This window comes from Haloarchaeobius iranensis, assembly GCF_900103505.1.
GTDB lineage: Archaea > Halobacteriota > Halobacteria > Halobacteriales > Natrialbaceae > Haloarchaeobius > Haloarchaeobius iranensis.
In genome coordinates this window covers 1-12,300 of record NZ_FNIA01000041.1, presented here as the reverse complement: position 1 = coordinate 12,300, position 12,300 = coordinate 1, and the positions used below count along the sequence as shown (strand labels likewise).

Annotated in this window: 10 protein-coding genes and 4 pseudogenes; 2 read left to right on the top strand and 12 right to left on the bottom strand. The window is 57.1% G+C overall.

Going from position 1 to position 12,300, the window contains the following annotated elements; translation table 11 throughout:
• Positions 1-170: 170 nt before the first annotated feature.
• From BLT27_RS18210 to BLT27_RS18185, 6 genes and pseudogenes are all read right to left on the bottom strand, one after another.
• A pseudogene (locus BLT27_RS18210) lies at positions 171-1,404 on the bottom strand (phage integrase SAM-like domain-containing protein).
• On the bottom strand, positions 1,401-1,859 hold the full coding sequence (locus BLT27_RS18205; protein ID WP_089736471.1) for a hypothetical protein: 459 nt from the start codon (positions 1,857-1,859) through the stop codon (positions 1,401-1,403). The pseudogene BLT27_RS18210 and the gene BLT27_RS18205 overlap by 4 nt, the downstream one beginning before the upstream one ends.
• Before the next feature lie 3 nt (positions 1,860-1,862).
• A complete protein-coding gene (locus BLT27_RS18200; RefSeq protein ID WP_089736470.1) occupies positions 1,863-2,444 on the bottom strand; it encodes a DUF7342 family protein in 582 nt (193 codons plus the stop codon).
• Between the two features lie 486 nt (positions 2,445-2,930).
• Positions 2,931-4,600 (bottom strand): annotated as a pseudogene (locus BLT27_RS18195) (transposase).
• Positions 4,601-4,753: 153 nt separating this feature from the next.
• Positions 4,754-5,527 (bottom strand): ABC transporter, encoded by a 774-nt coding sequence (locus BLT27_RS18190; protein ID WP_089736467.1) that lies wholly within the window; start codon positions 5,525-5,527, stop codon positions 4,754-4,756.
• Positions 5,524-6,531, bottom strand: a complete 1,008-nt coding sequence (locus BLT27_RS18185; RefSeq protein WP_089736465.1) for an ABC transporter ATP-binding protein — start codon at positions 6,529-6,531, stop codon at positions 5,524-5,526. The genes BLT27_RS18190 and BLT27_RS18185 overlap by 4 nt, the downstream gene beginning before the upstream one ends.
• Before the next feature lie 253 nt (positions 6,532-6,784).
• On the opposite strand from BLT27_RS18185, the gene BLT27_RS18180 reads away from it, so the two are divergent.
• Positions 6,785-7,957: a Fic family protein gene (locus tag BLT27_RS18180; RefSeq protein ID WP_089736475.1), complete on the top strand. Its 1,173-nt coding sequence runs from the start codon at positions 6,785-6,787 to the stop codon at positions 7,955-7,957.
• A gap of 8 nt (positions 7,958-7,965) precedes the next feature.
• Here the strand turns inward: BLT27_RS18180 and BLT27_RS20550 are convergent.
• From BLT27_RS20550 to BLT27_RS18165, 3 genes and pseudogenes are all read right to left on the bottom strand, one after another.
• Positions 7,966-8,309 (bottom strand): annotated as a pseudogene (locus tag BLT27_RS20550) (transposase); the annotation flags it as partial.
• 63 nt (positions 8,310-8,372) lie between these two features.
• Positions 8,373-9,260 (bottom strand): DUF7964 domain-containing protein, encoded by an 888-nt coding sequence (locus BLT27_RS18170; RefSeq protein WP_089736463.1) that lies wholly within the window; start codon positions 9,258-9,260, stop codon positions 8,373-8,375.
• On the bottom strand, positions 9,257-10,228 hold the full coding sequence (locus BLT27_RS18165) for a DUF7983 family protein (RefSeq protein WP_089736461.1): 972 nt from the start codon (positions 10,226-10,228) through the stop codon (positions 9,257-9,259). The genes BLT27_RS18170 and BLT27_RS18165 overlap by 4 nt, the downstream gene beginning before the upstream one ends.
• A 107-nt stretch (positions 10,229-10,335) precedes the next feature.
• Between BLT27_RS18165 and BLT27_RS18160 the strand changes: the two genes are divergently transcribed.
• Positions 10,336-10,695: a hypothetical protein gene (locus tag BLT27_RS18160; protein ID WP_089736473.1), complete on the top strand. Its 360-nt coding sequence runs from the start codon at positions 10,336-10,338 to the stop codon at positions 10,693-10,695.
• 14 nt (positions 10,696-10,709) lie between these two features.
• Here BLT27_RS18160 and BLT27_RS18155 read toward each other — a convergent pair whose 3' ends face one another.
• The 3 genes and pseudogenes from BLT27_RS18155 to BLT27_RS18145 all read right to left on the bottom strand — a co-directional run.
• On the bottom strand, positions 10,710-11,618 hold the full coding sequence (locus BLT27_RS18155; RefSeq protein WP_089736459.1) for a hypothetical protein: 909 nt from the start codon (positions 11,616-11,618) through the stop codon (positions 10,710-10,712).
• A 55-nt stretch (positions 11,619-11,673) separates the two neighbouring features.
• Positions 11,674-11,946, bottom strand: a pseudogene (locus tag BLT27_RS20545) (twitching motility protein PilT); the annotation flags it as partial.
• A 40-nt stretch (positions 11,947-11,986) separates the two neighbouring features.
• On the bottom strand, positions 11,987-12,300 hold a 314-nt coding region (locus BLT27_RS18145; RefSeq protein ID WP_139172352.1), incomplete at its 5' end, for a transposase.

The window sequence follows — 12,300 nt, the reverse complement described above, 5'->3', positions numbered from 1 at the left end:
TTCGATCAGCGTTGCTTGACCAGTAGCGACGACTCATCCCAACAGAACAGGTGTCTCAGGTCAGGCTAACTGGCGATGCTTTGTGAGGTACTGATACTAGAATGGAGTCCGTCGAGCGGGATAAACCTAGTGCTGGCGCAGCAATGTAGCCCATCAGAGGAAGCAGCTCTTTATTTGAGAGTATCAGTCTCTTCTAGTGCTTCAGTTGCGACGTCACCAAGTTCACCAGCTTCGATATGTGAATAACGCACTCTCACCATCTCCTCGGAGTTATCCAAGTAACGAGCAGCGACTGTATACCCGAACGCACGGACAAGCACCTCACCCATCCCTCGGCGACCCCCGTTCGGAGCAAGGTAATCGTGTTTCGGATGGTCGATGTCGATGTCCGCAGCCTCCGAGAGCCGATGGAGAATCGACGGTGCGCCGTCAGTCGTAATTGACGGCGGCCGAATATCCTCATCGAGCGCCAGCAAGAGGTCGCGAGCGTATTCTTCACGGCGCTCAGTAATTGCTTCCGGCGTTCCCCTCGTTCGGCTAGCTCATCCTGGATGAGTCCTGCGAGCGTCCGGTGGTCGAACGTCGGAAAAACGGGCCAGCGGTCCGTCGGCGGGTCCATCAGCTGGCGATAGCTTCGCAGCGGCGAGATCACCGGGTCAGGGAGACTCGCGGCGTCCCACTGCTGTTTCTTCCGATAGACGTCCATACTCCCGTCGTCGAGGGAGAGGGCCTCCCAGCGGACGCCGCGCCGGCGCGGGTCGTTCGGATCCCGGAGGAGTTCCCCAACCCGAACGGCGGTGTACGCGAGAACGAACACCAGAGCCCGGTCACGAGCCGCCTTCAGCGCCGCGTAGCGCGCTCGCTGCTTATCGAGGGGGTCAGTTCCTCCGGGAGTGTCGTGTACGCCTCGACGCCGTCGCGAGCCCGTTCGTCGACGTGGCGGGTGAGGGCGTGGCGCTGTTCCGACGTCCAGGCCTGCTGGTCACCGGGCTTTCGGCCGTCGTCCTCCGGTAGCGGCGCCATCGCACTCGCCCGCTGCGCGTAGTGTGCTTCGAGATATCCTTCGTTGACACACCACCCGCACCACGCAGAGATATAGCGGTAATAGGTTTGTACTGTGTTCTGCTTGAGTCCCCGATCTCCCCCGAGATGCCGAGCATACTCCCGGAAGACCCGTTCATCGAGATCGTCGAAGGTCGGTTCCCGATCGACGTCGTCGGGGACGATCCCAGTCCAGTCGTCGTCGCCGCGGTCGCCGGCGGCCCACTCGGCGAACCGCTCGAGCTCGCGGGCAGCGTTACGTCGATAGTTCCCACCGTCCCCACCACGGCCTTTCCCCTTGTCCTGGAGGTAGCGCTCGAAGGAACTCGCGAGTGACTGATTAGTGCGTTCTCGAGGTGTCATCGTTCCTCGTTCGCGTACTGGTAAGTCGGACGGACGTCCTCGAAGAGCGTTTCGACGATTTCCCAGAGGATCAGAGAAGGAGTCTCGTATTCAAATTTGATCCCCCAGCGGTCCTCCGTTTTGGCGGCAGAGTACTGGAAATGCACCCGTCCGAGATCGGGATGGTCCTCGTCCTGGTGCCAGCCGGCGTGAAAGCCCGTGTTTGGATCGGTGTAGTTGATACGGAACCAATCGTGTGGGTCCTGTCGATACCACTTGACGGTCAGTTCCGGCGAATCAGGGCCCGTTGGGGGATTAAGGCGGGCTGGATCAAAAACCGCCCGCAGCTGCTTGGCCTCGATATCATCAGGAACGTACTCGACGGCCGTGATCTGGGGGACACGGTCGAGGACGTCCCGCTTCAATTGGGCGTAGAGGTTCGCGTTCGGGTCACCACCTGGATGCGGGACCGACATCCGTTAGCTGCTGGCCTCGGCAGGCTCTGTCGTCGGAGCCAGGAAGTCCCACTCCCGGATGGCGAAGCCAACGATCTGGATACGCCGTTGAAGGTGCTCCCACTCGCGGGCGATTTCACGGCGCCGATCTTCCTCGTCACCGTCAAGGGACTCGTCAGCGAGCGTTCCGCGAAGCTGGTTCGGTGACTCGACGCCGAATTCGTCCTCCCAGTCGCGGATCTGGGTCTTCATATCCGCGAGCCGGTCCGTAAGCTCCTCGACAGTGTGTCCGCTGTCTCGAAGACGCATCGCCTCCTGCATCGCTTGGCGGCGATAATCAGGGTAATACGTCGTGTGAGTACCGCTTTCGTCACGGTGGAGGATGCCGTCGTCGACGAGTCGCTCGAGGACGCGCTTAGTTGGTTCGTGTGACCAGCCCGCTTCGGAGGCGATCCAGTTGGCCGTCTGTGGATCCGACAGCTGCCGAGCAACCATCCGCACGCGGTCTTCACCCGTGGTCTGGCGTTCCATCAGGCCCTCGGAGTTCGATTCATTTTCGGTCATACAACATCGTTCGGGCTTTATCTTAATATAGGTTGAGGTCATTAGTCCTATATCGAATCAACTTCTTTGCCATCGTTCTGATCTCAGCTGAGGGTAGCCAGAGCAAAATCGGAGCCCGGTCTTGGCGGCTCTACCCCGGGGGAAGCGCCGTCGTGTGGCGGTTGCAGCATCCGTGCTTCACCGACGGCGTCGTGGTACGTCAAAGTGGTCGTGATTATTGTGTTAATCACGTCCAGACTCTTATTTGCCTAAAGTTCCGAATTCTGGCGGTAGTAGCGTTAATAGCCAAGAAACCAGATTTATAAATTATATGTCGATATACAAAAACTGAGCCGCTTGGAAGTTGAGACTACAGTGGGTATAGCGGACCTGTGATGCAGGGTTTTGGCCGAATCAACAATCGGAATCTACTGCAGATCGCTTTCTGAACGACCGTTCCTATCTCGTAGACAACTAATCAGGAGAGTTCTGAGACTCCGAATAGTGTCGCCACTCAGACGCCGCCCTACCGCGGGCTGAGTCTCGTTACTATCCGATTCCGGTTTCCTTCTTCACCAGTATCAACGTGTTATCAGCCGTCACGATCGGCGAGTGTTCGTACTCGCCGGTCAACTGTACCTGCACGAGTAAATCGACCGCCCGCCAGACCGAGTACAGCAGACACGCGAACGCGAAGTAGAAGAACCGTAGGCCGAAGTGCTTCGACGTTGTGGCGGCTATGAACCGCTTGATCGACTTGTAGCCGCTCTCAATCTCCCATCTGTATCCGTACTCAGTAAGGAGCCCGCTATTCCGATTCGTCATGAACACCGAGTACTGCCGATAATCGGTGTGCCCGGAATTCTCCTTCCGTCGATAGATGAGCGTCGTTGAATGCCACTCGTTGTCGCCGAGATGCAGTTTTCGATCAGTTTCGTAGCGGTCCTTTTCCTTCTTGAGGAGCCGTTTCGCCTGCGTTTTCTCGCGGGTCTGCATCCGATTCGGGACGACGTAAGACGGCCGCGTTGGCTGAGCATCTCCAAGATGTGCTGGGTGTCGAACTCCCGATCCATCAGCACGTTATCGACATGAACAGCCGCCTCTGCCGAGTCCAAGAGGTCCTCGACGATCCCCTTGCGCGTATCGCCTTTCCGTACCGGCCGTGCGTCTAAGACGATTGAGACAGCGTTCCCGACCAACTGGACCGTCGCCCACTGGTAAGCGTACTCGTCGGTCTTCTCCTTCGTGCCGATGAACTCGTCTTCGTGACCCGCACGGTCGCCAGTGAACGGGTCGTCCTCGGTAATATCGACAGCGACGATACCAGCTCGGAAGAACTTCTCTGCCTCTGCGACTCGATCCAAGAGGCGACCCACGGCTTGGCGGTACATCTCCCGAATCTGTTCGATGGAAAGGTCGCGTATATGCTCCCGATGGGCGTGGCCGAGCGGCGTCCGCTCCCGATTGGACTCGTGGATGAAGCTCCGAGCACCCTCATTGACGGCCAAATTCTCACGGAGTCCGAGGTACGTTTGGAGATCCCAGTAGGCGTTCTCGTGGATCTCACACCCCTCGCCTCGGCCCAATGAGAACGCTGGGAACACAACGTCGCTGACGCGATCAGTTACGGTCTCGGCCTGCTCTAATACGGTCTTGTCATCGGGGTCTGATTTCGGCCTCTCGTTATCATGTCTGTGGCTCTGTCGGTCTGGCTCACGCGGAACAGAGACACCCGCGTTTTGGGCTTTGATGAGGATCGTTCGCGCTGCGGTCTCAACGGTGTCTTGCAGATCGGCCGTGAACCGTTTGTGCCAGCTGCGCCACAGAGTTGACTGATTCGGCACAGAGTCCAGCCCGGTCTGTTCGCAGAAATCGGGGTGTTGGGTGAGGTATTCGACGAGCGCAGTCTCATGGTCCCAGCCATGGCATTCTTTCAGCAGGAACAGGCGAAACAGCGTCTCCATCTCGTAGCTCGTCGAGCCTGCATACCGGTCGTGAGCATCGAATTGGACGTATGCCAGCGGCACTGCATGGATGAATGGATCGACGCCATCGTGATCGTCATGCTGAAACCATGTTTCTGCAACGAGGCGAACATCCAATTCTACTCCGAGTAGTGACGTGCGATCGAACAGCGGGCTCGACTTGTACGTCGGCCAGTCGACGGAGGATAGCTTGGCGATCTGCCGGAAGACAGTACGGCGGGACTCACGTGTCAGGGCTACGGCGGGATGGTGGCCGCGACACGCTCAAGTATTCGTACAACTGCTCAATACAGGTAGTCCACTTTCCAGTACACCCTACTCTCAACTGCTCCCGGTTGAGTGGAGATGGCGCTCGTTCACCACGATGGAATACTGTCGCCTCATCGTTCAGTAGTGCCCGAGAACACCCTGTTTGCGTGCTTTTGCCGTCCCAACTCGGAAAGCCAGTAGTCCAATCGCTAGGTAGACAACCGACTGCCCGACCAGGACCCCAAGGTCGAATACCGGAAGTTCCCACACGCGGAGGCCATCCGTCATCACTCGTTGCAATAAGTAACTCCCCAGCGACATTGGAAGGAGTTTCGACAGTGCATACTCTTGGACTGGTAAGGCAATCAGGCCGGCAAACGAAAGTTGGATCAGCGGAAACACCTTCTCAATCTGCTTGTAGACAAGCGCCGCCCCACCAAAGACGAATCCGAGGCCGACCACTGGGAGCAGTGTCAACACACCGAGCACGACGAGTGATAGTGGTGCAATAGAAAGCCACGTCCCTGTCGTCGCCATCATCAACACCAGGAGGACGATGCCGGTAGCGAACGTTCCCAAGAGATTGACCACGGTCTTCATCGCAACAACCTTTGTGAAGCCGAACGGGGACATCGACAACTGTTCCAGCGTTCCCCACTGCGCCTCATCAGTCAGGTCGTGCGTGAGATCGGCATACGCCGACACTGCTATCGTGAAGAGGAAATACCCGACAACGAGTGGCCCCACTGACCGCGAAATCAAATCCCCGGCCACGAACTGCCCGCCGAAGAAAATGAGCGCGAAAAACACGTACAGCGTCACGAACCCCACCACGGTATTCACGAGGTAGCGACGTGAGAGTGTCACTGATTTACTCGCAATCACGCGAAACAAGATGAGATACCGATTCATGACTCCGCCTCCTCTGGCGACAGTGATGCAGCTGTCGTCAGTTCAACGAAGACATCTTCCAGATCGGGCTCGATTTCAGTGAACGACCTGACAGTCGCCTCTGCCGTCCGCAGCACATCGACACACTCGTAGAACTCCTCACTGCCTGCAAGCGCGATATCGAATTCCACGGAGTCAGTGTCGGTCCGCCAGTCGAGTAGCTGGAAGCGGGTGTCGAGTTGCTCTCGGAGGTGTGCTGGCGGGTTCTCGGTCAGTTGGACGCGGTATGATTGGGACTGGAAGACGTCAAGTAAGTTGTCGACGGAATCATCAGCGACGATGTCGCCGTCACTGAGGACGATCACGCGGTCGCAGACGGCTTCGATGATATCCATGTCGTGACTCGTAATCACGATCGTTTTGTCCTCTTCCTGGGCGAGGCGTTGTAATTCGGTCTGGAGGTCACGGGTCGTTTCGACGTCGAGGCCAAGCATCGGTTCGTCAAGGAAGAGGACGGGCGTTTCGCGTGCGAGCGTACTGCCGAGGGCAACTTTCTGCTTCATACCACGCGAGAGATTCTTGGAAGGTTCGTCTGCCTTTTCGGTGAGTCCGAGCGTGTCGATAATCGCCTCGTGTCTGTCGACACGTGCCCGGGGATCGATGCCGTGGAGGCCAGCGAAAAACGCGAGATTTTCACGAACGCTTAACCGCCAATAGACGTTTCGTGAGCCTTCAAGAACAGCACTCAGGTAGTTATACGCGCGTGAGCGTTCCTCATGCACAGGGACACCGTAAATAGAAACCGTGCCACTTGTGGGTGTGATGAGTCCGAGAATAGTTTTGACGGTTGTCGTTTTGCCAGCGCCGTTTGGGCCGAGCAGCCCGACAATCTGCCCGTACTCGATATCAAAGGAAACGTCATCAACGGCCGTTACACGTCCTGTTTCCCCCGCATAGACTTTTGCGAGGTTCGAGACTGAAACTGCAGGACCACCTTCTGGAGGGTCAGTCGGGCGGGGACACATCGTTCGTTATCGGCCTGCTACTCGGTGGAAGGGGTTAAGAGTACATAACAAGAGAAGAGAGCCAATCTTCAACAGATAAATAAGCAGACACACTGAGGAGGTGTGTCCCCCGCAAAACCAGCGAAACGATATGTACCTCCAAACCTGCCCCAAAGATCCTGAGTAGTTGTAACAGCGTAATCAGCCAGACTATTATTTTGATTTAGTACCGAAAATACCAATAGTGATGGACATATTCGTAGGGATACCACTAATGGAGCGAGATGACTTCGACGAGGCAGCACCCGGTGAAATCGTTCCCACGACTACGTCGAAAGGAACGTATTCGGCGTTTCGACCTGACCCGCTTCCGCCCTCAATCGATACTGAACAGCTCATTACGCCGCTAGCGGAGGCAACACAGGCCCTCGGTCGGCTCCATGGCATTGGTCCACGTGTCGGCTCGAGAGAAATCCTTATCGAGCCGTTCATTCGAAAAGAAGCGCTGGAATCCTCTCAAATCGAGGGGACACATGCTACTCTCTCGGATATCTACGCCTATGAGGCCGGACAGGAAGCTCTCATCGACGAAGACAGACAGCAGGGTACCCAAGAAGTCGTGAACTATCTGCACGCGCTGACACACGGATTGGATGCGATCACAGCTGGCGATCCAATCACCGTCGAATTGCTATGCGAGATGCACGACCAGTTGCTTTCGGGTGTCCGTGGGGATGAGGCTGACCCAGGGGAACTCCGTACGACTCAGAACTTCATCGGCAGTACGCCATACATCCAAGACGCCAGGTACGTGCCGCCGCCACCGAACGAGATCACCGACCTTCTCGAAGACTTGCTCGAGTATGCGAATCAAGAGACGAATCTGCATCCACTTCTCCGAATCGGGCTGATCCACTACCAGTTCGAGACGATTCACCCGTTTCTCGATGGGAACGGACGACTCGGGCGGCTATTGATCAGTCTCCTCCTGCAACGTGACGGTCTCTTGCCCGAGCCGTATCTCTACCTGAGTTCCTATTTCAACGCACGACGGTCAGAGTACGTCGATCATCTCTTGGCTGTCAGTCAACGCGGTGACTGGGAAGAGTGGCTCCTGTTTTTCCTGCGTGGCGTGCAGTCGCAAGCAGATGAGGCCCATCAGCGGGCCAACCTGCTAGTCGATCTCCGAGAGGACTATCAACAGCGCTATCAGAGCGAGCGGTCTGAGAACATCCTCGAACTGGTGATGCGGCTCTTCGAAGATCCGTATCTGGACGTGAATACGGCGGCCGACTGGTTGGATGTCGAATACAGCACAGCCAACCGACTGATCGGACAACTCGAAAATGACGGAATACTCGAAGAAATCACCGGGAAAGACCGGAATCGGTTCTACCGGGCGAGCGAAGTCTTCCAGATCATCAACAAGCCGATCGACCAACTCTGAACGACTGAGCACAGAGGGCTTGAGTCATATGCATTGAGACGACCGGTCTCAACTACTGCTTTCAGCACGAAGATGCGAAAGAGCGTGTTCATCTCATACTGGGTCGACTTCGCGTAGCGATCATGGGGATCGAATCTGAAGTAGGCCAGCGGTAGCGAACAGACGAACTGCTCGATTGAGTCGTGGCTCTCGTGGCGACCCACGCGCCCGAAACCGTTCGGATATCCGATTCCAATCCCGCAAGCGATGTTCGGTCGTACAGCGGTGTCGAATGATACGCCGGCCACTCGACGTACGATCGTCGAGCGATGCTTCGAAAGACCGACCGACGGGAGACAGGAGCCGAAGCCACTACGGGGGAGTCAGTAGGACACGCACAAGAATTCGTCCAGAGCAATAGAGGACTGGACGACGACTACAACAGGTGGCCGTACCCCTTGCGTTCGAGTTCGGCTTCCAGTTCGACGTGCATCGCTTCGACAGTTTCCTCGCCGAAGTGCTGTCCCGTCATCGCTCCCGAGACCTCCGCGATTTCAGCGTGCCACTCGCGGACTGCGTCCGCAAGCGCGGCGAGAAGTTCTTCCTCGGTCTTGTTTGCTCCATCGACCTCCTCAACGATCTGCCACCCCGGCTGAAAGTTTTCGAGGACGTATCCTGTCCCCTTGAACTGAATCGCGAACCGCTCACAGACCGCTCCGAACCCGGTTTCGATGCTGAGTAACGGAAGGACGTGGACGATATCCTCGTGCTCCTCCAGTTCACGGAGGTCCGCAGCGGGCACAGCGGTTTCTGGAAGTACAGAATACAGCGGATCAGGCAGAAGAGGGGCGCTCTCATCGGCCCCCGACGGCTCGTACTGGTCGTCGATCGGATCGCCTTTCTCTTTCACGACTGTTGGCTCTGTGCCACTCGATTCCTCACTGAGAATCTCTTTCAGGATAGCGTAGAAGCGCCACTCGTCGCCGTAATCATAGAGATAGCAGATGCGGCCGTACTGTTCGAGGCCGAGCTGACAAGTCATCTCACCGACCGTCACGTCGCCTGCGTTCTCGATCCGCTCGGTACGCAATACCGGATCGCCACCAAGCGACTCCTCGTACTCCTGCGGGCACTGGTATTTGACGGTGCTGTCCCAGTAGTCTTCATCCTCCCCGACGAACCAGAGGTGGTCCTGATCGAGTCCAACAGCAGGGTTGATAGTCGACTGGAACTCGGCTATCGTTCTGTCCGCGCCGACGACGATATCCCGCCACAGCGATGTCGGGTCGGGGTCGAATTTGACGCGAAAGCGGTAGGCAGTCATCCTTGCATCTCCGTACCTGTGCGGAAGCTAGTGAGGTCGTCGATACGCTGCTCGAGCTCCTCGACTTCTTCGCGAAGTTGGTTCGCCTCATCGTCCTCGCTGGCAGCAAGGCGGTCTTTCAATCCCTGCAATCGGGATTCTTTCACGTCTTCATCGACTTCCGCTTTGCGAACGTATTCGCTTTCTTCGACCTCATACACATCGGATTCGGAGAGCATGGTGACTTCGAGCGCTTCATCGACTTTCGAGCGGTCGACGCTCAACACACGTTCGCGGTCGATGCCAGCGTTCTCGAGGCGTTCCAGCACCTCCTCGTCGTCTTTGAGCGAACGGTTGCGGCGACTCGTCCGCTGGACGGAGCCGTACTGCCCGGAAACCGGACGGTCGTGATGGAGCCGAGCGAGGAGGACATCCGCGATCTCCTTGCGGAATTCGTTCGCATCTCGCTGGACATCCGAAAGCAAGGTGTAGAGATTCACCAACGCATCTGTTTCCAGTTCAGAGAAAGTAGTCACATCGTGGCGTTCGAGTGCATCGATGAGGAGGAGCGCGTCCGAATAGACATCTAATCCGTCGGGTTCAGTTCGCTCCTCGTCCGTGGATTCCTGTTCCGCGTCCACCACCTGCGTTGCCGTCACAACCTCTGATTGGGTGATGACACCAGCGTCCTCATCGACCTCGAATCGGGGATGGATACTCCACACCGCCGGGTATGGATCGGCATCTGCCGGGAGACGGTCAAGGTCAAATCCGCCCGGAGCGTCCTTGATTCGTCGATAGAGCGTTTCAAACTGGTCGCGCTGGAGCGGCCGCGTCTCATCTCTGTCTTCGAACTGAATGATGACGCGAGCGTCCTGCACGTCAGCAATACGAAATTGCTGATGGGAGAGCGGCGTGATGAGCGTCGCACTCTCGGGGAGGTCGTCGAGCTCCTCGAGAAGCGTGTGCCAGCTGGCGGTGAAAGACATATACAGTGGTTGCGTGCCATTCCGACTAAATCTTGTTCACGACGCGACCACTGGCGGGTCGTCCCTTCAACAGACACTCTGATACGGTGTACTTCGGAACTACCGATATGGCTGAGACGTACGCACTCCGTGTCCAGGTCGAGTCACACGAATACGACGGCGAGTTCTATCTCGTTGGCGACGGATACGGGACCCCAGCAGACGTGTTGGACAACGTAGCTGCCGACCACCTCTTGCGAATCGCGAATGCGCGACATATCGAAGAATACCTGCTCAACGTGCTGAAACACGGAGAAAATACAGGCGAAGCCGAGTATGAGGCAACAGACAGCGATGTCGAATGCTGGATTCACGTCGATGTCTCCTACCAGAGGTACGCCTTCGGTGTCGGAGACAGCGTGTTCGAGTTCTCCGGCGTACCGACCAAAAGCGAAATCGCGTCGACTGTCACGCAACTCCAGTCGTAGCTGTGGACTCTCGGTCAGGGATCGAAGTGGTAGATGTAGGGGTGGTCAGCCTTCCCAGCAGGCATAATCCCTTCGAGTAGCTTGCGAACCTCGGATTCGGAGGGGGCACTAGTGATGATCCGATCATCGTAGATCGCTACATAGGCTTCGTTGAGTCCCAACTCGCGCAGTTCGCGACCCAAGCTGCGGGCTCGAGCCTTCCCCATTTCCTGGTGGTAGATCCGCTCCAGTTCGTCGGTTTTCTCCCGCAACTGCTCGATCTCAGACGCATAACGCTCTCGGTTGCGCTTGTTCTTCATGTAGAAGCGCAACTCCTCGGCGTCTGTCTTTTCGTCTTCCTCGGGTACTGGAAGCGAGTCGATGATGCCGAAGCGATGTTTGGCCTCTTCGTACTCGTCGTCGATGTCAGTACTGAGGGAACCCCCGAAGATGATGTTCTTGACCCCGATCCACCCGTCGTAGACGATCTGGTCCTCGAACGGTAACAGGACGACACTCGAGACCGGGACCGGAAGCGCAGATTCATCCCACAGTTCGGCGAACGGAAGTCGAGCCGGGCGGACTGCGTATGCTTTCGGCGGTTCCGTCCAATCGAGGAAGATCGCGTCGTCCTCTCGATAGCGGACGACGACGAACTCTCCGGCGACGAAGTCAGTCCACGCTGCGATCTGTTCGAGATCAGCCTCCGGCAGGTCGGGAGGGTTCTCTTCAACGAAGTCCTCTATCAGGTCCGTCGTCGACTCGTTGTACAGCGTGTTTCGGAGCGGGAGGAGCTCGTCAGTGTAGTGCTGTTCAAGATCAGCGACCGTTTCGATCTCTTCGATGACCTCGAATCGGTCGTTGACATAGACCAACAGATGAGCGTACAGGTCTAGAAACCGTTGCTCGCTCTCCTCGGACAGCCGTCTGTCGGCTTCACTCATCGGTAATAGACGTGTTCACGGGCACACTAATCAGGTGTTTCGAACTCGAAATCAGTCATCGATACTCCGAGATCGTTCGATACGGGACGTAGTAGCCGATCTCGTCGATCCACGTCGACAGCCACTCACCAGCGGTTGATTCATCGATCTTCCCAGCATCGGTTGCAGCCAACAGAACGCCAACCGACCCGACAACGGTCACACCCTGGTCTTTCGCAAACGACCGGGCATCTCCGTCGTCTGTCAGCAGCCGACCGTCGTGTGCGTCAGCGAGGGCGAACGCCTGTGCTTCCCCGGGTTCGAGATGCCCACCAACAACGGCTTTCTGTTTGCGACGGCTTCATTGAATCCGCAGAGGGCGACGGGATTCACTGTTTCACGGCTTGTTCGACGTTGTAGACTGCGGCGGCGAGCACAATTTCACGAAACTGGCGATACCACGCTCGCGCTCGGACGGCGGAGCCGTACGAGCGCTTAATCACCGAATTCACCGTCTCACACACCGACCGCTGGTTGTAGAGGTCATCGTCGATCCGGGCGTTGTGCGCGTGGTCGTACGGTGCGAAGACGCGATGCTTGATCAGCGGTCGAACGCCTTCTGCGCGAAGCTCCTCGCGGAAACCCATATCGTCGTAGCCCTTGTCGGCGGCGAGGCTCCGCAGGTCGCCTGCGTTCCGCAGAG